Source organism: Paenibacillus sp. FSL P4-0184 (assembly GCF_038004625.1).
GTDB lineage: Bacteria > Bacillota > Bacilli > Paenibacillales > Paenibacillaceae > Paenibacillus_AQ.
The window spans coordinates 1,131,888-1,157,351 of the sequence record NZ_JBBORN010000002.1; the positions used below are offsets into that span (position 1 = coordinate 1,131,888).

Below are 25,464 nucleotides of genomic sequence, written 5' to 3' on the forward strand. Positions count from 1 at the left end.
TCTTCATTCAAGCCCTCGCTGTATTCCAACCGGATACCGCGAGGGTTGTTTGTATTTATTAGGATGAGTCAAGGCTATAAAAATAAAGGAGTTGACATCTTTTTTGAATGTAACTACAATGGTTACAGGTTAACAATTATTAAGAGGATAAAATTTATCCTAATTTGAGGAGGATTTTAAAATGAAAATAGCTGTAACAGGAGCAACAGGTCAATTCGGATCATTGGTGATAGAGTCTCTACTTAAAACTGTACCCGCAGGGGACCTTGTAGTTAGTGTCCGGAATCCAGATAAAGCAAGTGATCTTAAAGCGCGTGGTGTGGAAGTCCGTCATGGTGACTTTGATAAGCCGGAAACATTGGATGTAGCGTTTGCCGGTGTGGATCGACTGCTAATTGTATCTTCAGATGGAGATAACGAGACTCGGATTCGCCAACATAAGGCAGCTATTGATGCAGCCGCTAAAGCTGCTGTTGGATTCATTGCCTATACAAGCGTAGGACATGCAGAGAAGAGTGAGCTGTTCCTTGCTGAAGTACACCGTGTAACCGAGGAAGCCATTCGAGCTACCGGAATTCCATACAGTTTCCTTCGCAACAACTGGTACATGGAGAACGAGATTGGATCTATCCAAGGCGTCGTAGCAGGTGCCCCATGGGTAACTTCTGCTGGTAGTGGTAAAGTTGGCTGGGCAGCACGAGGAGATTATGCAGAAGCTGCTGCTAATGTTCTAGCTGGGGAAGGACATGAGAATTCTGTCTATGAATTGTCTGGCAAGCCTTTAACACAAGAAGAATTGACTGGAATTATAAGTGGCGTAATTGGTAAAGAAATTAAAGTGCTGCAAGTTGACGACGAAGCTTATGCGAAAATCATGGCTGAGGTTGGTGTACCAGAAGCTGCTCTGCCATTCGTTGTTGCGATTCAACGTGGTATTCGCGAAGGATGGCTGGATATTGAAAGTGGCGATCTAGAGAAAGTACTGAATCGTCCAGTCACTCCGTTAGCGGATGTTATCAGTGATCTTGTGAATAGTCTGCAAGCTTAAATAATATATCAAGATTTAAGGCTTCTTCTCGGTGAATAACCAGAAGGGGCCTTTTTTGTGTATCGTTAACATCAATGATAAAGGTTTCGTGAAGTAATAATAATGATATAATAGGAAACATATGTGAACTATTGGTGTAATGAAAATGATTGAATTGAAGAGAAGGGGATGAATATCAATGAGGACAAAAATTTGGATGGCTTCTGGTGCAGTAGTTGTTGTTGCTTTAGGGGCAGTTTTATTTGTGGGGGGAAACGATAAAAAATCACCCGCAGTAACCGATACATCTAACGTTAAACAATTAGTGCAGGAATATAGTTCAAGCAGCATGAAAAACCTCTCTGCTTCCATCACTTCAGAGCAGCTTATTGTGACCGACAGCAACAATCAATCAACCAAATATGACTTACCCAAAGATGAGTTTTTTGTTTCCATCGCACCATATGTTAAGAATACACACCCGTGTGCAACACATAGCTTGACTGGATGCCAAGGGGAATTAACAGAACAAGCGTTTAATGTATATGTCGAGGACACTGCGGGCAACGTGGTTGTGGATCAAACTATGAAGTCCCAATCTAACGGATTCATTGATCTTTGGTTACCTCGTGATAAGAAATATAATGTAACTATTGAACAGGATGGTGTAAAAGCGAAAGCCGAGTTATCCACGTTTAAGAGTGATAATACATGTGTAACGACCATGCAATTAGTAGAGAGCATCTAAGCATCAGAGACAGTGAAGTCACTACTTCCTCTGAAAATTCCATATCGGACCTGCCATTTTAAATCCTTCCATTTCATGAAACCTTGATCAAATAGGTTCGAATTATAGGAGGGTTTTTCTATGTAAGAATAAGGTAAAGATTAATTATAGTGATTTTCCACCTCCTGGAAATGGTATAATCTGCTGGATATCAAGAATCGAGTTTTATAGGGAGTGTTGTTATGCTTAGTTTTAAGAATACAACATTTGAAGGGTATCGTCGAAAAACTCAAGGGTGATTCTCTATGAAAAATTTTAGTGTGTACTTCATTTTTGGGAGGAGACAGAGGAATGGATAAAGATCTGATCATCGGGGATGTTTTGCAGGAGTTAGCTGGTACGCGTCGTATGCTGGAGAAGCTGACGCAGGAGCATATGACATGGAAACCACACGAAAAGTCAATGAGTCTCGGTGGGCTATCCACACATCTCGTCAATCTGCTAAACTGGCAATCAGCCATTCTTCTTCACTCGGAGTTTGATTTGGCATCTGTGCCATATCGACGAGAAGCGCTGGAGAGCCCCGCCGCGGTTCTGCAAGAGTTCGATATGAGCGCTCGCAAGATTGAAGAATTAATTTCTGAAAGCAATGTGGAGACGCTTGGTGCGGAGTGGACACTGCGTAATGGCACAGCGGTTATCCGCCGTCAGACACGGGCAGTCGCGCTTCGTACCATCGGCTTGAATCACATGATTCACCACCGGGCACAGCTTGGGGTATATTTCCGACTTCTAAATATACCAGTGCCGGGCCTTTACGGACCCTCTGCAGATGAATTAGCGAACGCCTAATAAATGAATTTCTTAATGAGTTAAGGATCGGAAAGTTGAAAAAAACAAATCGGCATGATAACATGGATACAAATTAATGATCGGAGTTGAAAAGTATAGTGTAGTAATTATTCTTGCGACACATGATGAATAAAACAACAAAAACGGTTTATTTCGTTTGTTTTATTTTTTGTATGCAAGAAAGTTACTACTTCTTTTCACTCGAACAATATATCCTTATCTAACTCCATTTGGGGCTAGATTTGCTGTATTTATTTGAGTCACAAGAAAGTAACTTTCTTGTGGCTTTTATTTTTTTCATACAGGAGGATACTTATATGTCATTAATAAATGTTACAAATCTAACCTTTGCCTATGAGGGCAGCTACGATAACATTTTTGAGAATGTTAACTTTCAAATCGATACTGATTGGAAATTAGGATTTACCGGAAGAAACGGCAGAGGAAAGACCACCTTTCTGAGTTTATTACTCGGAAAATATGAATACAGCGGAAATATTTCTGCCCATATTAGTTTTGAATATTTTCCTTTTCAGGTGGATAACAAGGAGCTTAATACCATTGATGTGATCAGCGAGATTTTTCCGGATTATATTCATTGGAAATTAATGCGTGAACTTTCATTATTAAAGGTGTCTGAAGATGTGTTATATCGGCCCTTTGATTCATTATCTAACGGAGAGCAGACGAAAGTGCTGTTAGCCACTCTATTCATTAAGGAAAATAGCTTCCTATTGATCGATGAACCTACCAATCATTTAGACATGACGGCAAGAAAGCTGGTCAGTGATTATCTCAATACGAAAAGTGGATATATTCTGGTCTCTCATGACAGATCTTTTCTTGATAATTGTGTAGACCATATTTTGTCTATAAATAAGACGAATATAGAAATTCAAAAAGGCAATTTTTCAAGCTGGTGGGAGAATAAAGTCAGACAAGATAACTTTGAGCTGGCAGAGGACGAGAAACTCAGAAGAGATATTAAACGCTTATCTGCTTCTTCTAAACGGACAGGCAACTGGTCACATGAAGTGGAAAAAACAAAAAACGGAACGAGAAATTCCGGCTCAAAGGTGGATAAAGGCTACATTGGACACAAGGCCGCTAAAATGATGAAACGCTCTAAAGCCATTGAGCAAAGACAAAATTCTGCGATCAACGAAAAGTCTAAGCTTCTTAAAAATATCGAAAATTCTGAGAACCTAGAGATTACACGGCTTGACTATCATAAACGTCAACTTGCTGAGCTAGACAATATTTCGATTTTTTACGGTGAAAAAAAGGTTTGTTCAGACGTAAGCTTCACAATCGAGCAGGGTGAGCGTATTGCTCTGTCGGGTAAAAACGGCTCAGGTAAATCAAGTATCATCAAATTGATGTGTGGTGAGGATATAGATTTCACAGGCACTCTCACAAAGGATAATCAGCTTATCATTTCCTACGTATCCCAAGACACCTCTAATCTTCAGGGGAATCTAACGGATTATGCCAGAGACAACGGAATCGATGAAAGTCTGTTTAAATCTATTCTACGAAAGCTTGATTTTTCTAGAATCCAATTTGATAAAGACATATCCACTTACAGTGGTGGTCAAAAGAAAAAAGTACTGATTGCCAAAAGTCTTAGTGAGAAAGCTCATTTGTACATTTGGGATGAACCGCTTAATTTTATTGATGTCATTTCACGTATGCAGATTGAAGAGCTGTTGCTTGAATACACGCCAACTCTTGTTTTTGTGGAGCATGATCGGGAATTTTGCAACAATGTTGCTACGAAAATCGTTGAACTCCACTAAGAACTTTTTCCAAAGATAGTTAATCTCAAAACCACTAGACCAATATAATTATATTAATAAAGTTAATTATTATATATATTCCAGTTTTCCAATGTACTATAATGATATAGATGCATTGTTAGCATGTTATTAAAGGAATGAAGATTTCAAGAAATAACCTATAGAATTGAACAACAGGAGGAAATAAGTTGAGCACACAGAATGTGGGAATTCCATTAGAAGGTTTTGCAGAATTTAGCCGGACAGTAGCCGCTGAAGGTGCAGTGCTGGTGAAGAATGATAATCAGGTTCTTCCGCTTGGCGAAGGTGACAATGTTGCGATTTTCGGCAGATCACAAGTGAATTATTATCGCAGTGGTACTGGTTCCGGCGGTAGTGTCCATGTTACTTATACGACTAATTTATTGGATGGTCTTCGCAGTAAGAAGAACCTTACAGTTAACGAAGAGCTGGCTGCTGTCTATGAAAAGTGGATTGAACAGAATCCATTTGATAATGGTGGAGGCGCATGGGCTGCAGAACCTTGGCATCAGAAGGAAATGTCTTTGAGCAATGAATTGGTTTCCGAAGCTAGAAACAAATCGAATAAAGCCATTCTTGTAATTGGACGCACGGCAGGGGAAGATCAGGATAATGCTGATGCACCGGGCAGCTACCAATTGACAAATGATGAACAGGCAATGCTGAAGCAGGTAACTACATATTTTGAGCAAACAATCGTTGTCCTGAATGTCTCCAACATTATTGATATGAACTGGATGAACGATGAAAGCTATAAATATCCAATTTCAACTGTGATTTATTCATGGCAGGGTGGTATGGAAGGCGGAAATGCGATTGCAGATGTGCTGTCTGGAGAGGTAACTCCAAGTGGTAAACTGACGGATACAATCGCTTATTCCATCAATGATTACCCATCAACACAGAATTACGGCAATGAATTTACGAACTTGTATCAGGAAGATATCTATGTAGGATATCGTTATTTCGAGACATTTTGCCCAGATAAGGTTCAATTTGAATTTGGTTATGGTTTATCTTATACAACTTTTAGTATCGAGCCAGAAGAAGCTAAATTGATTACCAAAGAAGGCGAGTCTTTCATTGAAATCGGCGTAACCGTTACCAATACAGGAACTTCCTTTGCTGGTAAAGAGGTTGTTCAGGTCTATTATGAAGCTCCGCAAGGTAAGCTTGGTAAACCAGCTAAAGCTCTGGTGTCATTCGGTAAGACGAAAGTTCTTGAACCGGGTGAAGCACAGCGCCTTACCGTGAGTTTCTCAGCTCATTCTATGGCTTCTTATGATGACGCAGGCGTAACAGGACATGCTTCTGCCTATGTTCTCGAAGAAGGTACGTACCGCTTGTATGTGGGAACAAGTGTTAAACAAGTGGTGGCAGTAGGTGTTGAGGGTAAAGACGGCTATGTCGTTGAGGCTCTTCAAGTTGTGGAGCAATTGCAAGAAGCGCTCGCGCCTACAGAAAGCTTTACGAGAATGATGCCAGGTGCTCAGAAGGCGGACGGTTCGTACGAGATTGTTTATGTTGAAGTTCCTAAACGTAAAATTTCGTTGGCTGAGCGAATTGAAACTAATCTTCCAGAGACGATCTCACAAACAGGTAATAAAGGATATAAATTAAGAGACGTATATGAACAGAAGGTTAGCATGGAAGCCTTCATTGCACAGCTCAGTGATGAGGATTTGGCTGCAATTGTACGTGGTGAAGGGATGAGCAGTCCTTTAGTTACACCGGGCACGGCTTCTGCATTTGGAGGCGTAAGTGACAGTTTATTTAATCTCGGAATTCCAGTGGCTTGTACAGCTGATGGTCCTTCAGGGATTCGTATGGACAGCGGAGCAAAGGCGACTCAAGTTGCTATCGGAACGCTTCTTGCAGCTACTTGGAATGCGGAATTGGTAGAAGAGCTTTATGTTATGGAAGGGCAAGAGTTGTTAAGAAATAACGTGGATTCCTTGCTTGGACCTGGCCTTAATATCCGACGCAGTCCGCTTAATGGACGTAACTTTGAGTATTTTTCAGAAGATCCTTTGATCTCTGGGGTGTTCGCTGCTGCATGTACTCGCGGTATTTTGAAAGGCGGCTCAACCGCTACGATGAAGCATTTCGCTTGTAACAATCAGGAGAAACATCGTAGTAAAGTAAACGCCGTGGTGTCTGAACGTGCACTTCGTGAGATTTATTTGAAAGGTTTTGAAATCGCCGTGAAGCAGGGCGGTTCGAATTCTATAATGACCTCCTACAATCCAGTTAATGGACACTGGGCGGCTTCGAATTATGATTTGAACACCACGATTCTTCGTGGGGAGTGGGGCTTTAAAGGCATTGTAATGACTGACTGGTGGGCGATCATGAATGATGTAGTTAATGGTGGACCAGCAGATCGGAAATATACAAATTGGATGGTTCGTGCACAAAACGACCTCTATATGGTTGTACCTAACTATGGTTCAGAAATTAACGGATGGAATGATAACACCATTGAGTCCTTGGAAAATGGTACGTTAACCCGTGGAGAGCTCCAACGTTCTGCCATAAACATTTGTGAGTTTATCATGAATGCACCTGTATTCTCGAGAAAACAGGAAATTGTAGAAACTGTAGAGTTCTTTAAAGCTAATCCTTCACTTACTGGAGAACAAGCTCAATCCTTATCACAGAATCCACAGGTTAAACCTGTCGTAGAAGGATCGACTAGCTTTAAAGTGGAACAGGCTGGTCAATACCGTATCCTGGTGCATATCATGTCAACGGAACCTGAGCTGGCTCAAAGTGCGTGCAATGTATCAGTGAATGATCAATTGATGACAACCATTCAAACAAATGGTACTGAAGGTCAGTGGATCAGACAAAAGCTTGTGAAAGTTGAACTCGAAGCAGGTCTTTATGATATGAAATTGGAGTTCATCAAACCAGGTTTGCAGATCGATTGGATTGAATTCAATAAAATCGACTAGGTGTCATGTGTTAATGTTGGAATATTAACCATTTCTAAAAACCGCGATATTTTTTCGCGGTTTTTTTTGTTGTACTTATTGTTGCGGGGGGATCATATATTTCATTTCCACTGCTCTACATGAGTATGGAGGGGTGATTTCAACTCCTTTATCGGATACTAAAATATGAGGAAATTGCCCGGTACACCAACTATGGTGTGTCGGGCTTTTTGCAGATTATATACTTTACAAATACTTGTCTGCATGTACTTGTGTTTGTTCGAATAAGTTAGAAAGTAGGACCAGGACAAACCATAGGTGGAGATGCGTAGAAATGGGGATGCGTAAACAAAGCTTTATTCGTGGCACGTTCATTTTAACCGTGTCGTCATTTTTTACAAAAGGGCTCGGATTTTTGAATGGCGTTTTGCTGGCACGTTTCTTGGGAGCCGAGGGGGTAGGGCTGCTTATGATTGCTCATCCACTGCTACCCTTGTTTATTACGTTGACAGAGCTGGGGCTTCCTGTTGCGATTTCAAAGCTTGTCTCAGAAGCTGAGGTTAAGCAGGATGAAGCGCGAGTAAAGCGAATTCTCAAAGTATCTTTAAGTATTACGGGTACGTTGAGTATTATACTAACTTTAGTGGCTCTATTTGGCTCCAAATGGATCGCGTCGGTTTTTTTAGCCGATCAGCGGGCGTATTATGCTATGGTCGCTATTACGCCGATCATTCCAATTATTGCGATGTCAGCTGTACTGAAAGGTTATTTTCGTGGAAAACAGAACATGAACCCGCTGGCCTTTTCCGATATTATTGAGAATTTGGCGCAAATCATTGTCATTATCGGTGTTGTCAACGTTTTACTGCCTTATGGGATTGCTTATGCAGCCGCGGGCGCTATGGCGGCTTCCGTGATCGGCGAAGGTTTTGGTTTGCTCTATTTGTTTGCTGTCTTCAAATGGGCAAATCGAGGGAAAATCAAACCCGCCCCACCGCCTAATTCAAGTTTTTCACCCAAAGGAGACACTACGTTGAGAGATCTGCTGCGCATCGGCTTACCGATGACAGGCAGCGGTTTTATTCATTCTCTCTATCATGCGTTTCTCCCATTGCTGATTACGAAAAGTCTAGTCCTGTTTGGTGTGGGGGTTGAGATGGCGACTAAGCAATTCGGACTTTTAGCGGGATATGCTCTCCCCATGTTGTTTCTCCCCAGCTTCTTCACACAATCGTTGTCCACTGCATTAATTCCGGCGATCAGCGAAGCAAGTGTGAGCAATAATAGCAAGCTTATGCATAGTCGTATGGATATGGCTATGCGATCCGCGCTTATTGTAGGTCTTCCATGTACAATCATCCTGTACTTATGGGCTGTACCATTAACTACTTTGATCTATCATTCGCCAGAAGCGGGCGAGCTGCTAAGGTTGATTGCCCCCTTATTTTTCCTTTATTATTTTGGAGCACCACTGCAAGCGATTCTTCTTGGTTTGGGGAAAGCATCAACCGTCATGTGGAACCATATTCTTACAAATATTTTTGAAGTGATTGCGATCTTTGTTCTCGGTTCTAATATTGGCATCGAAGGGGTTGCTATAGGGTTCGGACTAGGGCTTTTGCTGCTGACACTGCTGAATTTTATGTCTGTGGCAGGAACGATCGGATTTTATTTTGACTTTCGCATTGTATTCAAGGTGGGCGCTGGAGGAATTATCATGACGATTTGCGGGATGACGGCTCACGGTATACTGGAACGAATGGACCTGGGGCAGATCATTGAACTGTCCGGAGCGCTATTAGTTTCATTGATCACCTATGCTGCAACATTGCAGGTAACCCATGCTTGGGAACGGTCACCGAAACCACCGACGATTACGCCTGTTTCTTGAAAGGGGATATTTCGGTATCATGCTCCAAAAAGTAAATCGAATATGATGTAACCCTCTGTGTAACAGTATGGAGGCGGATGAAGGTAACGGGGAGCAGCGAGGTGTTTAACTGTATTTTGTACAGCTATAATCATTCAAAACAATTGCGCATTGAAAAATACCCCAAATGACTCTCTTTTTAAGGAATAGTTTCACTGGAGTCCGTAACCTAACTGAAAAGCCTAAAAACAGGCAAATAGTGTCTTCTGGGTCAGAAAAGCTCTGAGCTTGATCAAGACTGGGTGATTTAGAAGGAAGTGTAACGGACAAAAGTATTCAACCCCCGGTTCATAACATCAGAGCAACGATTCTCCAATATAGGTTGATCGCTGCTCTGATGTTTTTTACGAATTTTGTTTGAACTGATGAATACATACCGGAGCGGGGTATTGGAAAGGGGAGCTAGATCCAAAAAAGGATTACATAAGGCGCGATCTAGCTTTTATGAGACACCTTGTGAAGTGAAGCAGGACTACGCTAGTTATTACCGAGTATTATCCTTGGCCGTATTTTTTTCTAAAATGACTCAGTGTGAGTAACGGCCAGATATAGCGATAACTATGATAATTGGAATAGAAATTACCGGGGAGACCAGCGCCTGTTGGATAAGAAGTTTTCCAATCCTCTTCATGAATAGACATGATTAATCTTTCAATTCCTTTTTCCACCGCTGCTGTTGATTTCGGCTGAATGGTGATGAGTGCGTCAAGCGCCCATGCGGTTTGGGAAGGCGTACTTTCGCCTAATGGTACATACTTCAAAAGCCGATCACTATGACAAGATTCCCCCCAGCCACCATCCGAATTCTGTATGCTTAGAAGCCAATTCGCTCCTTTTTGCAATGTATCATGTTCCAGTGGCAGGCCAACTGCCTGCAATCCTGTTAAGGCAGCCCAAGTCCCATAGATGTAACAAACGCCCCATCTTCCGTACCATGAGCCATCCTTCTCCTGATGCTGAATCAGCCATTTCACACTTCGCCCGATGAATTCGTTTCGCGTATCAAGGTCGGCAAAGTTCCCGAGATACTCCAAGGTGCGCCCGGTTAGATCTGCCTCCGAGGGATCAATAGCAGCAGATTTAGCCCCATCGATTGCGAGCCAAGTGAGCATTTCTTTATTGGTGTTTTTTTCAAAAGCTGGCCAGCCCCCGTCTTTATTCTGCATCGATAGGACCCAGTTCAGTCCACGATTCCATGACTCTAGATAGGATGGCTGAGTTATTGATAAACTTCGAATGGCTCGTAAAGCAGCGGTCGTATCATCCACATCCGGATTAATCGTATTAGATTCTGAGAAACCCCATCCCCCCGGAGTCGTATCCGGATTATGAATACTCCAATCAGCAGTTTTATGTTGTTGTCTAGTCAGCAGATACGAAGTAGCACGTTGAATCGCGAGATAATGATCGGGAATTTGTGCCTCCTGCAAAGTATAAGCGATTAGAGCCGTATCCCATATCGTTGACGGAGAGTTTTGAATTGTTATTTTACGTTCAGAACGGCATTGCATCGAGGTAAGCCCATCTATTGCATTCGTAATCAGAAGATGCTGCTGGTCATAGTCCAGAGCCAGAAGGGCATACACCATAAGAATTGTACTAGTTGCGTAACTGTATAGAGTCCCGTCTGATTCAATCCGCTGGAGAATAAACTGTTCTGCTTTAGTTCGGGCAACCTCGTGAATGTAGCGAGGACTTCCAAGAAGTCTGCTTAGGCCAGTTTGAATAACGTCCTGCAGCTCATGATATCCACGGGAAGCGGGTTCAACATCTTCAATGCGTGTGTCTATGAGATCAGATAGATCAGGAGCATTCGCTGTTGAGATCGAGAAACGTCGATCGGCCATGATAAGCATAGGCGTGAGATGCACTCTTGAGTAGCCAGAGAACTCAAAATAGTTAATAGGAAAATAAGACGGGAATAACAGAACTTCTAGGGGAATCGAAGAGATCGATAAAGGCCATTTGCTCTGACCAGTAGCTGCGAGAATGACTCTGGTTAGGATGCTAGTTACTTTTCCAATTCCACCTTTGGATTGAATATAATGCTTTGCGCGCAATATCGGCTCATCTGTCACCTTACTGTACCCAGAATAGAGAAGGGCGTAGTAGGCTTCAACCGAGGTGGATAAGTTACCATCTTCTTCATCTCTATACAATTGCCAGAATCCAGCGGACTGTTGCTCAGCAAGAATACGATCATGTAGTTGTCGAATCAGGGCTTCATTCTGTACGTTCAAAATCCGAAAAAGAATGATGACATAGGCATCGATAACGATTCCATTTTCAAAACAAAAGTGCCAAGATCCATCTTGCTGCTGTTGATCAATCAGGAATGCCGTTAAACGCTCGATCTCATTATCTACTGTGCTCAGTATAGAATTCATTCCTTAGGTACCTCCGAGGTCCTTCATTTTTAGTATTATATGATGGATGAGAGGTTGAAATGAAAAAGGACTGTAAAGTTGCTTTATGCAACCTCACAGCCCTTGATACTATGTTAGCTAATCAATCGGTTAATTTTCAATCACGATACGGTTCAGCTTAAGATTTACGGGGGCAGCAATCGTGTCACCAACAGGGCATTTGCTTTCTAAAAATTGTACGAATGCTTCGACCTTCTCGGCAGGGGATGGGGTCTTTATGTAGAATGTATATCGAATATCGGAATAGCCGGGACGGACTTCAGAACGGTTAAAAAATCCATCGAGGTCCAGATCACCTTCCACGTCTACTCTGAAATCTTCAAGCTCTACCTCAAATTTGGAAGCATAAACTCGAGCCACAATAGATTGGCAGGCCCCTAAAGAAGCAAGCAAAGCTTCAACAGGATTCATTCCTGTATCCGTACCCCCAAGATTTTGTGGTTCATCGATGACGAGCTCGAATTGTCTTGCTTTTGTAATGACTTTAACCCCATCTTGTAAATGGGCAGTTGCTTTGAAAGTTTGAACATTTGGCATTTGTCTACACTCCTTCTTCTGGACAACTCAATTATGATTAGATGTTTCGAATTTTATGTAATTCATAGTATTTTTCTAGGAATTGTTTAGATTATAGTTCTATTCTTTGTACCTTGTCAATACTTGATTAGTATTATTTGGATTCTTACATCTTCATGAGTTGGATTTTGTTAAAAAGTATGGGGAGGAGATAAAGTGTCAAATGAAATTGAGCGCTACTTGAACAGTCCTATGGTTAAAATTCTAGGGGGAGCAATAGAGTTAAGAGATGATCGAATAAAAACTAAATGGAAGACTGAAATAAAACCATTTCTTCTTGCACCGAATCCTGTAACGGTGGATCTATACAATATTGTTACTAAAAAAACAACGAAGTCATCCGTCGAAAATCTTAAACCTGTGGTGAATGTTTCTTGGAATGATGCTATTTCTTTCTGTAATCTGCTTTCTCAGAAGGCTGGATTGAAAGAAGCTTATATTATAAGTGACGATGGAGATCATATTATTTGGGATAGGGAAGCGGGTGGCTATCGACTTCCAACAGAAGCAGAGTGGCAATATGCATGTAAAGCAGAAACTACTGGCTATCAATATGGCGAGCTAGATAAGATAGCTTGGTACAATGAAAATTCAGATGGTGAACTCCATGTTGTAGGGTCGAAAGAACCGAATGCATGGGGGCTTTATGATATGTTGGGGAATGTTTGGGAGTGGTGCTGGGATTTATATGATGAACAAGTGTACGGCTCCTATCGGATTTTTCGAGGAGGCAGCTGGGCTGAAGAGGCCAGGGGCTGTGGAGCAACCTGTCGTCGTCGTAGCCATCCCACATTTTGTGTGGATGATCTTGGATTTCGTCTTGGTCGATCTTTATAACATTAATTCGTCTCTACATTAATCAATTCACATTAACACAGAAAATGATTGTTCCTAAAATAGACTTACTACAGGAGGTGCTTCTAGAATTAGAAAGTTTGTAGCTATCTCCGTTGTAATTATTACTCTGCTCGTTCTAGGAATGTACGCAGCACTTCAGTTTAAATATAATTCACTTGAGAAAAACTTAAGAGAATATTTGATCACTGTTGAAGGATACTCTGAATCTGATTTACTGAGTATTAAAGCTAAACTGAGCTCAATGCCGAAGTTCCCTGTATATGTTAGATTTGCTAATGAACCAGATACGGATTATATTTTCACAGACAGAGATGCATCAGATTGGAAGCAACTAGATCCTAAGGAGCCGCAAAGATTAAAGAAGGTTAATCAATAGTTGAGATATAGCAAAAAATCTTGGTCAGTAAAATGAATAGCATCTCTCCAAGCTGACCGCACTCTGTGCGGTTTTTTCTTTGTGGATCTTGCTAATGAAAAAGATAACTTGACAGATAACAATCGGACGTATACATTTGTATACATAAACGAAACGTATACATATGTATACAAATAAAAGGAGGAGTAAATATGCGTGATGGACATTTCGAAAAACGCGGTCATAGAGAACATGGGGAACACAAAGACCGTGGAGAGCATAGAGATCGCGAGCATATGAGCAGACATGGGATGGATTCTATGGATGGTCCCCCCAAAAGTGCTCAAACTTTTCGTCGCGGCAGAGCTCTAGCATTTTTGGAAAAGCTTAATGTGAATCGAGCCACTTTACAGCGGCAGCTGCAAACACCGGAGCTGGATTCGATCAAGCAAGTGATTAGCGGTGAATTGAAGGCAACGGAAGCGATTATTGAAGAGTTTATCCATATTTTTCAGATTCATGAAGTAACGCCGGAAGACAAAACTGTTGGCGAAATTAAAAAAGAGGAGAATGATCAAAAAAATGAAAACCATTGATCTTATAAAAACCCGTAGAAGTATTAAGCAATTTAAGGCGGATTCGATTCATGAGGATGATTTATTGAATTGGCTGGAAGCAGCTAGTTATGCTCCAAACCATCGTATGAACGAACCTTGGGAACTCCTATTTATCGGGCCTGAGACTAGAGCTAAATTAAAGCATAAGACGAATTTTGGAAGTGCTCCTGTCGTTCTTGCTATCTTATCTAAACCTGGTGCAACAGCGTTTGAACGTGACGAGAATGTTATGGCTGCCGCTTGTTTCGCACAGAACTTCTTATTAGCTGCACATGAAGTGGGGGTTGGAGCATATTGGGCTTCTTTAGGTGCTTTACCTCATAATCGTGAAATTCTAGGTGTCCCGCAAGATTACGATGTGATTGGACTATTTGGTATTGGATATCCGGAGGAAATCCCAAATGCTAAACCAAGAACACCGATGAAATCAAAAATCACATATTTATCTTAAAAGGTGATGGAATGTGGAAACTTAAGAGTTACTTAAGGCCATATTGGGTGTGGTCTGTGTTAGCACCACTTATGATGATGCTCGAAGTGTTTATGGATTTGCTTCAACCTACACTAATGGCGAGCATTGTGGATCATGGGATTATGACGAAAGATTTATCACATATTTATTCGACGGGATTGACCATGCTCGGAGTAGCATTTGTCGGTCTAATTGGTGGGGTGGGCTGCACCGTTTTTTCGAGCATCGCCTCACAAAATTTCGGGAATGATTTACGGATTAACCTGTTTGAACATATTCAGAAATTCTCAAACAAGAATCTGGATCAATTGAAGACGGGCTCGTTGATTACTCGTTTAACAAACGATGTGGTACAGCTACAAACCTTTGTTCAGATGATTTTGCGGAATATTCGCTCTCCATTACTATTAATTGGCAGCTTGATAATGGCTATACGGATTAGTCCTTCGCTGACCCTTATCCTTGTCGTTGCCGTGCCATTGCTGGTTGCAATATTATATGGGTTGATTCGACTTTCTTTCCCTTTGTTCGAGAAAATGCAGGTCAAATTAGACGGCGTCAACACAGTATTACAGGAAAATTTATCGGGTATCCGTGTAGTCAAAGCCTTCGTCCGTGCTAAGCATGAACAGAAACGGTTTAATACAGCTAATAAGGATTACACAGAAACTGCGATAAAAGCGGTGCGATTAATGTCGTTAAATATGCCGCTCATGATGCTTGTGCTCAATGTCAGTATCGTAGCTGTTCTTTGGTTTGGTGGGCTGCAGAGCTGGAACGGCTCGCTGCCGGTCGGTCAGCTAATTGCCTTCATTAACTATATCACTCAATTGTTGATGTCTATGCTGATGTTGAGCAATATGCTCACTTTCTTCTCGCGTGCAAAGGTCTCCGCTGATCGGGAGAATGAAGTGTTTTCTACGATCAGCGAGATTACAGACGTAACCGAAGCTAAAAAAGATAAGCTACAAAACGGTCGAATTGTATTTGACAACGTTTCCTTTGCCTATGATCCTGCGGATGAGAACCTCGTTTTAGATGGCATCAATTTCACTGCTGAGCCAGGTGAAACTGTAGCCATTCTTGGAGCCACCGGCGCTGGTAAATCAACCTTGGTGAGCCTCATTCCACGCCTTTACGATGTATCTTCTGGATCAATCACAATTGATGGTTCCGACACTCGGCAAATTTCTTTGGAACATTTACGTCGCAAGATCGGTTACGTTATGCAGCAAGCCATTCTGTTCAGCGGAACAATCCGTGATAATATCCGATATGGCAGACCGGAGGCTACGGATGAAGAAGTGGAACAAGCAGCAAAAGCTGCTGAAGCTCACCATTTTATTTTAGAGCTACCACAGGGTTATGATACAGTGCTTGGCCAACGAGGCATCAACTTGTCCGGTGGGCAGAAGCAGCGGCTTTCGATTGCAAGGGCGTTGTTAATTCAGCCAACAATTCTCATCATGGATGACAGTACGAGCGCGCTCGATGCGGCGACAGAGTCGCGAATTCGGCAAATGTTAAAAAAACGGCTGAGTAGCAGCACTAATATAATGATTGCTCAGCGTGTCACATCAGTGATTGACGCGGACCGCATTTTAATTCTAGAAAATGGCCGAATTGCTGTACAAGGTACACATGATGGTCTAATGAGTAGCAGTGAAATTTATCGAGACATCTGGAAATCGCAGATGAAAGGGGAGGAGGTTCCTTATGTCAAAGCATGATAACGGCATGAACACCCCTCCTATCACTAGAGCAGGCGGATTCGGACCAGCAATAGGACCGGGATCTGGCCCCGGACGCGGCGGCGCTGTGCCAATCGTGCGCGCCAAAAATCAAGCGAGCACCCTTAAACGCATCTGGACTTATTTGAATCGTCAACGGTTCGGGTTAATCATTGTATATGTATTTACTGTGTTGAATGCACTTCTTTCATTGATCGGACCGTATCTCATAGGTAAAGCGATTGATACTGCGGTTATTCCACACGATTATCAGGGTCTTATTCGGTTTTGCATACTCCTTATTGGCATTTATGGGCTAGGCAGTGTAGTTGCCTGGGTGCAAGCATACGTCATGACATCTGTTTCGCAGAATACTGTTTTTGAGCTGCGCCGTGATCTGTTCAGCAAGTATCAGCAGCTGCCCATTAAGTTTTTTGACACTCGTGCTAACGGAGAATTGATGAGCCGGGCAACTAACGATATAGAAAGTGTATCCAGCACACTCAATCAGAGTGTAACCCAATTGTTAAATAGTTTAATTACACTAAGCGGCTCACTCGTTATTATGTTAATGATGAACGTTCCGTTGACTGTAGTCTCATTAATCACGATCCCGCTCGTTTTATTGGCTAGTCGAAAAATCATTGGTTTAAGCCGCACTTATTTTAGAAATCAGCAGCGACATTTAGGTGAACTTGGCGGGTTCATCGAAGAAACCATCAGCGGACAAAAGGTGGTCAAACAATACAGTAGGGAAGAGTCAGAAGTTAAACGATTCCGAAAAATAAGCGGAGAACTGAATAAGGTCAGCATTAAGGCACAAATCGTATCAGGATTAGTGGGACCCGTGATGAACATGATTAATAACCTTGGATTTGCGATCATTGCCGGGGTTGGGGGCTGGATGGCGTTCCATAACATGGCTACGGTTGGTATAATCGTTAGCTTCCTTACCTATTCCAAACAGTTCGGTAGACCCATTTCTGACCTTGCTAACCAGTACAATTTAATTCAATCTGCAATCGCCGGTGCTGAGCGTGTGTTTGAGGTTTTGGAGATGCCGTCCGAATACGGGGATGAAGAAAGTGAGGATCTCCCAAGATTAACAGGGGAGGTTGTTTTTCAGGACGTTTCTTTTGCTTACAAAGCGGATTCCCCGATTCTGTCGGGCGTTACGTTTGAAGCAAAACCTGGGGAGAAAATTGCACTCGTTGGGCCAACAGGAGCAGGTAAGACAACCATCGTTAACCTGCTGATCCGATTCTATGATTTGAATGGCGGTTCCATACGAATTGATGGTCGCGACATCCGAGAGCTGGATAAAAATGCACTTCGTAGTCAACTAGGGATGGTGCTGCAAGATGCGCATGTATTCTCGGGAACGATTCGTGAGAATATTCGGTTTGGCCGACTCGATGCGACCGATCAAGAGATTGAGCAGGCGGCTCAGCTAGCCAATGCGGATGCTTTTATCAAAAGATTGCCGCATGGTTACGAGACCCTCCTCAATGCAGAAGGAAGTAATTTGAGTCATGGTCAGCGCCAGCTGTTAACGATTGCTCGCGCAATTTTAGCTGATCCTGCCATATTAATTCTTGACGAAGCAACCAGTAGCGTGGATACACGTACGGAAATGCACATTCAACAAGCAATGAAGAATTTGATGAAGGGTCGAACAAGCTTTGTAATCGCCCACAGGCTTAGTACGATCCAGGACGCCAATCGCATACTCGTGATCCAGGGTGGAGGAATTGCTGAGCAAGGAAGTCATGAGGAGCTTCTTGCGATGCAGGGCGCCTATTACGAGTTATACAATACCCAGTTCAAACGAGCGATTTAAAGAAACATTTGTATGGCTTATGAAAAAACACTGACTTGGATCAGTGTTTTTTTGTTAGCGAGGTGACCACAGACCATCGAATTGACCGCCGAAACGCTACATTGTATGCTACTACAAGATAATGTAAACAAGGAAGTGATTATTTGAGCCATTCCAGCTATGAACAGCTTGAGACCGAAGGCAAACTACCGTTTGATGTTTCTTTACATAGTGTCAACTTTGTGCCGAATCACTGGCATATGAGTGTGGAGCTGATTTTTGTGCTGTCCGGCAATCTAGAGGTTTCGACCGGAAACCGTCAATATAGGCTTAAAGAAGGCGATATGCTACTCATTAACCAGTGTTACGTGCATGAAGTTATCGGATTAGATCAGAATATCATCGCTACCTTTCAAATCCCAACAACCTATCTTAAGCAGCATATCCACAATGTGGAGAAGATCAGCTTTGAATGTTATTCTGCTGAAGTCGGTCCTGAGAAGCAAAATGGCTTAGATAACATGCGTCAGCTCATGGCTGAAATGGTACAGCTGAAGTACAAAGGTGGAGAAGCCTATGAACTGGGGATGGAAGCACGTATGCTTGGGTTATTCTCTGTTTTGGTCAAACAGTTCAAGCTGCCAAATTCCGGCGAAGCGATGAATATAAAATATATGGAACGAATGATGAGCATCATCACTTATATAGATGAACATTATAAAGACCCGGTGTCGCTGCAGACAATCGCGGAACGAGAGTATTTGTCAGTGCCGTATTTGTCCAAATTTTTTAGTGAGAACATTGGGGTCAACTTCCAGACTTACTTAACCAGCATTCGTTTAAAAAATACCGTAGAAGCCCTTTTAAGAGATCAAGAGCATTCGCTTGCTGAGCTGGCACTTGAGCAGGGCTTTCCAAACGCAAAATCTTTTTACGCTGCATTCAAAAGCCGATATCATATTACACCACATGAGTATCGCAAAAAATATCGGCCTCAAACTCATGCGAAACAGGAAGGTTCTGCTTCCGGCTACTTAGCATTTAATCAATCCAGCGCACTGGGTATTGTTCGGCAATTCCTCCGGCGTAGTCAGTCTCACCAACTTGAACCCGTACATGCGGTTGTTCAGCTGTCTGCGAGTATTCCTTTAGACAGGATTCAGCGGCAAATCCAGCATAGCTGGAAAAATATCATTACGATTAGTAAAGCAAATGAAGGACTTCAAAGTGATGTACAAGCTCATTTGAAATATGTACAAGAGCGGTGTCCGTTTCGCTATTTGCGTTTTCATGGAATTTTTGATGATTCAATGATGGTGTACAGGGAGGATCACGAAGGGCAGGCACATTATAATTTTCGCTTTGTCGATCAGTTGTTTGATTTTTTGTTATCGATCGGCTTGAAGCCTTTTATAGAACTGGGGTTTATGCCTTTTGATCTTGCAGCAGACAGCAGTAAACATGTGTTTTATGAAAAGAGTTACGTGAGTCCGCCTAAATCCATGGACCGCTGGTGTGAATTGGTAGATCGGTTTATTCGCCATTGTCTCTATCGGTACGGTCTTGAAGAGGTGGAAAGCTGGAAGTTTGAATTCTGGAACGAACCGGAATATGGTTTGTTCTGGCCTGCGACGGAAGAAGCGTACAACGAATTGTATGCCCGAACGTTCGAGACCCTTAAATCCATCTCTCTGAACCTTCAGATTGGCGCTCCCGGTAGAATTATTACTCTGAACTCCAATGCGTTTTGTGAACAGTTTTTCGCTTTCTGCAAAGAACGGGGTTGTCTTCCAGACTTTATCCCGTTACATTTTTATCCGCATGAGGACATGGATGATCTGCTTAGTAAAAATTGGGAGCCTAAGGAACGATTAAGTGAAAAAGAAATATCTCCGCTTACAGTAGAGGGGTTCAACAAAGTGTCCCCAAACCCCGATTATTTGAAGGAATCGCTGGAGCGTGAAATCGGACTGCTCGCTGAGCTGGGACTTAACGGACAAGAGCTATATTTAACCGAATGGAATTCAACGGCATTTCATCGCGAACTGACCAATGACACATTATATAAAGCTGCATATATCGTAAAAAATATCATCGAAAATCTCGACAGCATCAGTGGGTTCGGATATTGGGTACTGAGTGACAATATTGAAGAAACAGCGGCTTCATCCCGGATATTTCATGGTGGACTTGGACTTATGGCTCAGTATGGAATTTCGAAAGCGGCTATGAATGCCTATGAAATGCTCGCTAAGCTGGGGAATCGGCTAGTCGCACATGAAGAGGGTTATATCGTGACAGCTGGAAGAGGTGGTTATCAGATTTTGGCTTATAATTACTGTCATTTTGATGATTTGTACGCGCTTGGTGATACTTCATTCATTACACCTACTAGTCGTTATAATGGCTTCAAAAACGAGAGGCTTCTTAAAATTGAGCTCGCTTTAACTGGATTACCATCTAGCAGATATAAGCAAGTGAATCATACGATCAACAGGGCACATGGCAGCAGCTTTGACAAGTGGGTAGAAATGGGGGCTCCACCCGTTCTGACTGCAGAGGACACTGCTTATCTAAAAGCTGCCTCTCTTCCAGGTAGACAGATTCAACTTCTTGAAGTAGGTGAAGAGCTTTCTGTTGTTATTAGAATGGAACCTCATAGCGTAGAGCTCATTGAGCTGACTCCATTGTTTTGAGAAAATGAGTCAATTTTTAAGCTTCATCTTGATGAATGATATTGAAACGCTTTCATTTAGATTAAAAATGAACCTAAAAGTGTGTAATTGACCACCTCTCCTCCAAGAGGTGGTTTATTTTATAATCAAATTGTAAACGTTTTCTAAAAGGACGAGGAGGAATTACAATGACTGGAGCATCGATTAAAGGGCAGGTTCACACCCCTTTTCGTAGATTGACCTTTGGTATTCTGCTTGGTTACGGCATGATGATGCTGGCACTGATGACACCTGCCACCTTGCTGCTGACCTTTAAAATGATTGAAGTGGATCCGAATGGATATACCTCTTCCTATGGACTGGTTGCAGGAATAGGTGCATTCTTTGCTCTTATCGGAAATCCGATTGGCGGTGCACTCAGTGACCGAACCCATCTTTCGTTCGGACGGCGGCGCACGTGGATTATCCTAGGTCCACTAGTTGGCTGTGCTGCGCTGGTATGTACTGGTTTCGCCAAAGAGCCTTGGCAGATCATGATTAGCTGGGCAGTCGCACAATTTTTCTTCAATGTAGGGATGGCAGCCTATACAGCGCTTATTCCAGACCAAGTACCTCAGGAGAAACAAGGGACAATCTCCGGATTAATCGGTCTCACTATTCCAATCGCTATGACGGTAGGGATGATCATGATGACAGTGATGACCTCAGTTTCTTCAGAAATTAAGTGGCTTTTGCTAGGCGTAATCGGCATCATAGGTCCACTTCTCAGTACATTGATTATTAAAGAAGGTAAAGTAGAACTTGTTCCCAAGACACATAATCAAATATCGCTGGGTAAGAAGCTGAGTGCGATTTTTCCTAGTCCACGTAAATTCCCGGAATTCTCTTGGGCTTTCGTATCCAAGTTCCTGATCATGATGGGATATTGTAGCACTTTATACCTCACAGTCATGCTGGTAAACCGGATGGGACTTACGGAAGAGCTGGCCACCGCAAAGGTTGCTACGATTAATATCGTTATGCTAGTGGGTGTTGCAATTACAAGTATCTTCGGTGGGGTGTTGTCAGATAAATTTGGTAAGCAAAAACCATTCCTGATTGTTTCAGGGTTCATCATTGCTATTGGGGTTCTGTTGTTTGCCTTTGTGCCAAGTTATCCGGCCTACATTGCCGGAGCTGCAGTGATCGGATTGGGCTTCGGCTGCTTCTCAGCCGTAGATATGGCACTCGTTGCACGCATTCTTCCAAGTAAAGAGGATTCAGCCAAAGACTTCGGGATTATGAACGTAGCTAATGCCTTGCCACAGTCCATTGTTCCAGCAATCGCTCCTGTGCTGTTAGGCATCGGCAGTTGGACCTTCTTTTACATCTTCCTTGCCTTCTGCACTATACTCGGTATGCTGGCAGTGAAGCCACTTCCAGAAGTGGGAACAGAGAAAAGAGCTCAAACTGCTGAACTAACAGCTGTCGAAGTGCAATCACAAAAAGCCAATCTGGTCTAAGAAAAAAACAAACAAGAAAACAGTGGAGGGAAACCATATGAATCAGAGAGAGACTATTAACACTAGAAGCCTTCATACCATTTCTTACGTAAGCAATAAGGGCGGTCCAACCTTGGGTTATTCCCCTGATTCTGGAGTGCAGATTCTCGAACAGGACGGACTGTTCTTCAAAGATCTGAATCGTAATGGCAAGCTGGATAAATATGAGGACTGGCGATTGACGCCGCAAGAGCGGGCTCAAGATCTAGCTTCACAAATGAGTATTGAACAAATTGCTGGACTCATGCTGTATAGTCGTCATCAATCCATCCCAGCACTTAGTAGCAGCTGGTTCTCAGGAACATATAACGGTAGATCCTATGAGGAGAGCGGAGCTAAGCCTTGGGAGATTACCGATGAACAATTAGCATTTCTGGCACAGGACCATCTGAGACATATTCTGGTGACCACCGTGGAGAGTCCAGAAATAGCTGCTCTGTGGAACAATCAGGTGCAGGCATTTGCAGAAGGAACCGGCCTTGGGATTCCAGCCAACAACAGCTCCGACCCACGCCATGGCTCAGATTCTAGCTCAGAGTTTAATGCTGGAGCTGGTGGGCAAATCTCCATGTGGCCGGAGACGCTGGGCCTTGCGGCAACCTTCGATCCGAAGATCACCTATCGTTTTGGGCAAGTTGCCTCACGTGAGTATCGTGCACTTGGTCTAGGGACGGCGCTATCGCCGCAAATCGATATTGCTACAGATCCGCGATGGTTTCGTTTTAACGGCACTTTTGGCGAGGATTCGAAGTTATCTGCTGACATGGCAAAGGCTTATGTCGGCGGCTTCCAGAGCTCGGAAGATGACCGGGAGATTAACGAAGGCTGGGGATATGACAGCGTGAACGCTATGGTAAAACACTGGCCTGGCGGTGGTTCCGGGGAAGGCGGAAGGGATGCACATTATGCTTGCGGCAAATATGCTGTCTATCCGGGCGGTAACTTTGATGAACATCTTATTCCTTTTACAGAAGGAGCTTTTAAGCTGGATGGCCCAACCAAGCAGGCTTCAGCGGTCATGCCATACTACACAATTTCTACAGATCAAGATCAGTTGAACGGGGAGAATGTCGGAAATTCTTATAGTTCCTATCTTATTACCGATCTGCTTCGGGATAAATACGGTTACGATGGCGTTGTGTGCACAGATTGGCTCATTACAGCAGACGAATCAGATAGTAAGGATTCCTTTCTCAGTGGTAAACCTTGGGGCGTAGAGGGTATGTCTGTCGCAGAACGGCATTACAAGCTCTTGATGGCAGGCGTTGACCAATTCGGCGGCAATAATGAGATGGAGCCCGTCCTTGAAGCATACCGAATGGGAGTAGCTGAGCATGGAGAGGTATGGATGCGGAATCGCTTTGAGCGGTCAGCTGTTCGGCTTCTACTTAATATTTTCCGTCTGGGTCTCTTCGAGAACCCGTATTTGAAGCCTGAGGAGAGCGCTCAGATTGTTGGGAATCCTGAGTTTATGCAATCAGGCTATGAAGCACAGCTGAAGTCGATCGTGCTGCTGAAAAACAAAAATCGGGTATTGCCGTTGGCAGCGAAACAAACCGTATATGTTCCGAAACGTTATACTCCAGCAGGAAAGGATTGGTTCGGCAACCCAACGCCGGAAAAGACAGAATATCCGGTGAACCTGGATGTTGTGTCTAAATATTATCATGTGACAGATCAGCCGGAAAAAGCAGACTTCGCTCTTGTCTTCATAAGCAGTCCTAAATCAGGAGTAGGCTTTAGTCAGGAAGATTCTGAGCAAGGCGGTAACGGCTATGTGCCCATTAGCTTGCAATATAGACCGTACACTGCGGAACATGCTCGGGAGCAGAGCTTAGCTGGAGATGCGCGAGATAACGATGTACTTAACCGTTCTTATAAAGGAAAAACCGTTGTTACGCATAATGAGAGCGATCTGGATCGTGTCCTTGAGGCTCGCAAGCTGATGAAAGACAAACCGGTAATTGTGTCGATGTTATTGTCCAATCCTTCGGTTGTTGCCGAATTTGAGGGAGAGGCTGATGCTATACTTGTTAATTTTGGGTTACAGGATCAAGCACTTATGGAGGTGTTAACGGGTGCCGAGGAGCCTTCGGGATTGCTCCCAGTACAAATGCCATCAGGTATGCAAACGGTAGAAGAGCAGCTGGAAGATGTGGCACATGATATGGAATGTCATGCGGATTCAGAAGGAATTGTATATGATTTTGCCTTTGGAATGAATTGGAATGGTGTTATAGAGGATGAAAGAACGAAGAATTACAGGAAATAAGAACCGTTCTGCGGAAAAATAAAAGCAAAGCACCCCCTGAAGAATTTATCAGGCGGTGCTTTGTATATCAATCGGTTTTTCCGATGGTGGAGCTATAAATTCCTTTCCAACAAAGTCCCAAGTTGTTCAGCCAAGACTTGATGTGTCACAGGCTTCTCATTCTTGAACCACCATTCCACTACCCCTGCATAAGCCGATGCCACAAAACTAATGATAACCTCTTCATTTAATCCGTGGTTTATCCCTTCCGTTACATTTACTTCATGTCTAAACTCTTTTTGAAGAAAGGTTAAGAACCGATTACGGAAATAAGGGGCGCCTTTGCTCGCAAGCATCATAGAGAAAAATGAATAATGATTATCGAAGTATTCCGTCCACTTCAACGTGGCCTCGATGAAATCTAATTCTGCTGCCGATTCGCAAAGTACTCTAAGAACTTCTATATGTTCCTCGATAAGCTTGTCTAACAAATCATATTTATCCTGATAATGAAGATAAATGGTTCCTCGGCTTACATTTGCCTTGTCGGAGAGATCCTGTATGGTAATGTCGTCAAAATTCTTCACGGACATCAGTTCAATAACAGCTTTTTTAAGTGCTTCTTGTGATTTAAGAATCCTTCTATCCACTTTAGACATTTGATTTTCTCCTTACTTTCAAAAAAAATGAACACTTTTATAGGACCTGTTCAGTATTGAACAAAACACACACATCGTACAATTGAATGTCTTCTATAACTGTTTATAATAATAGACTATGGTCTATTAATGAATCAACATATAATATCGAAAGGGAAGAACGTCTACAAAATCTACAGGGAGAAATTGAAAA

General features: G+C 42.8%; 18 protein-coding genes. 15 read left to right on the top strand and 3 right to left on the bottom strand.

Annotated features, from left to right (window positions below; translation table 11 throughout):
- Nucleotides 1-181: 181 nt before the first annotated feature.
- The 6 genes from MKY52_RS27075 to spoVB all read left to right on the top strand — a co-directional run bounded on the left by MKY52_RS27075 (nt 182) and on the right by spoVB (nt 9,253).
- Nucleotides 182-1,048: an SDR family oxidoreductase gene (locus MKY52_RS27075; protein ID WP_341054775.1), complete on the top strand. Its 867-nt coding sequence runs from the start codon at nt 182-184 to the stop codon at nt 1,046-1,048.
- Nucleotides 1,049-1,226: 178 nt separating this feature from the next.
- Entirely contained in the window at nt 1,227-1,775 is a 549-nt protein-coding gene (locus MKY52_RS27080; protein WP_341054778.1) for a CueP family metal-binding protein, read from the top strand.
- Nucleotides 1,776-2,105: 330 nt separating this feature from the next.
- The gene (locus tag MKY52_RS27085) at nt 2,106-2,606 is read left to right on the top strand and encodes a DinB family protein (protein ID WP_076285748.1); all 501 of its coding nucleotides are present in this window, start codon (nt 2,106-2,108) and stop codon (nt 2,604-2,606) included.
- Between the two features lie 317 nt (nt 2,607-2,923).
- The gene (locus MKY52_RS27090) at nt 2,924-4,405 is read left to right on the top strand and encodes an Lsa family ABC-F type ribosomal protection protein (protein WP_341054781.1); all 1,482 of its coding nucleotides are present in this window, start codon (nt 2,924-2,926) and stop codon (nt 4,403-4,405) included.
- A gap of 188 nt (nt 4,406-4,593) precedes the next feature.
- Nucleotides 4,594-7,383: a glycoside hydrolase family 3 C-terminal domain-containing protein gene (locus tag MKY52_RS27095; protein WP_341054784.1), complete on the top strand. Its 2,790-nt coding sequence runs from the start codon at nt 4,594-4,596 to the stop codon at nt 7,381-7,383.
- 313 nt (nt 7,384-7,696) lie between these two features.
- Nucleotides 7,697-9,253: a stage V sporulation protein B gene (gene spoVB / locus MKY52_RS27100; RefSeq protein ID WP_341054788.1), complete on the top strand. Its 1,557-nt coding sequence runs from the start codon at nt 7,697-7,699 to the stop codon at nt 9,251-9,253.
- 533 nt (nt 9,254-9,786) lie between these two features.
- Here the strand turns inward: spoVB and shc are convergent.
- A complete protein-coding gene (gene shc / locus MKY52_RS27105) occupies nt 9,787-11,679 on the bottom strand; it encodes a squalene--hopene cyclase (protein ID WP_341054791.1) in 1,893 nt (630 codons plus the stop codon).
- Nucleotides 11,680-11,808: 129 nt separating this feature from the next.
- Nucleotides 11,809-12,255, bottom strand: a complete 447-nt coding sequence (locus tag MKY52_RS27110; RefSeq protein WP_042188137.1) for an OsmC family protein — start codon at nt 12,253-12,255, stop codon at nt 11,809-11,811.
- 231 nt (nt 12,256-12,486) lie between these two features.
- On the opposite strand from MKY52_RS27110, the gene MKY52_RS27115 reads away from it, so the two are divergent.
- The 9 genes from MKY52_RS27115 to MKY52_RS27150 all read left to right on the top strand — a co-directional run bounded on the left by MKY52_RS27115 (nt 12,487) and on the right by MKY52_RS27150 (nt 24,633).
- On the top strand, nt 12,487-13,131 hold the full coding sequence (locus MKY52_RS27115) for a formylglycine-generating enzyme family protein (RefSeq protein ID WP_341055652.1): 645 nt from the start codon (nt 12,487-12,489) through the stop codon (nt 13,129-13,131).
- 106 nt (nt 13,132-13,237) lie between these two features.
- Complete coding sequence (locus MKY52_RS30435) at nt 13,238-13,528, top strand: hypothetical protein (protein WP_405176747.1); 291 nt, start codon at nt 13,238-13,240, stop codon at nt 13,526-13,528.
- A 191-nt stretch (nt 13,529-13,719) separates the two neighbouring features.
- A complete protein-coding gene (locus MKY52_RS27120; protein WP_341054794.1) occupies nt 13,720-14,103 on the top strand; it encodes a hypothetical protein in 384 nt (127 codons plus the stop codon).
- Entirely contained in the window at nt 14,090-14,575 is a 486-nt protein-coding gene (locus tag MKY52_RS27125) for a nitroreductase family protein (protein ID WP_341054796.1), read from the top strand. Before MKY52_RS27120 ends, MKY52_RS27125 begins: the two co-directional genes overlap by 14 nt.
- An 11-nt stretch (nt 14,576-14,586) precedes the next feature.
- Entirely contained in the window at nt 14,587-16,326 is a 1,740-nt protein-coding gene (locus tag MKY52_RS27130; protein ID WP_341054798.1) for an ABC transporter ATP-binding protein, read from the top strand.
- Entirely contained in the window at nt 16,313-18,166 is a 1,854-nt protein-coding gene (locus MKY52_RS27135) for an ABC transporter ATP-binding protein (protein WP_341054801.1), read from the top strand. The genes MKY52_RS27130 and MKY52_RS27135 overlap by 14 nt, the downstream gene beginning before the upstream one ends.
- Nucleotides 18,167-18,309: 143 nt before the next feature.
- Nucleotides 18,310-20,841, top strand: coding sequence for a GH39 family glycosyl hydrolase (locus MKY52_RS27140; RefSeq protein ID WP_341054803.1), 2,532 nt, complete (start codon nt 18,310-18,312; stop codon nt 20,839-20,841).
- A 167-nt stretch (nt 20,842-21,008) separates the two neighbouring features.
- Nucleotides 21,009-22,322 carry an MFS transporter gene (locus MKY52_RS27145; protein ID WP_341054805.1) on the top strand — a complete coding sequence of 438 codons (1,314 nt, stop codon included), beginning with the start codon at nt 21,009-21,011 and terminating at the stop codon, nt 22,320-22,322.
- Nucleotides 22,323-22,359: 37 nt separating this feature from the next.
- Complete coding sequence (locus tag MKY52_RS27150) at nt 22,360-24,633, top strand: glycoside hydrolase family 3 protein (RefSeq protein WP_341054806.1); 2,274 nt, start codon at nt 22,360-22,362, stop codon at nt 24,631-24,633.
- 92 nt (nt 24,634-24,725) lie between these two features.
- Here MKY52_RS27150 and MKY52_RS27155 read toward each other — a convergent pair whose 3' ends face one another.
- On the bottom strand, nt 24,726-25,271 hold the full coding sequence (locus tag MKY52_RS27155) for a TetR/AcrR family transcriptional regulator (protein ID WP_341054808.1): 546 nt from the start codon (nt 25,269-25,271) through the stop codon (nt 24,726-24,728).
- Nucleotides 25,272-25,464: the final 193 nt, after the last annotated feature.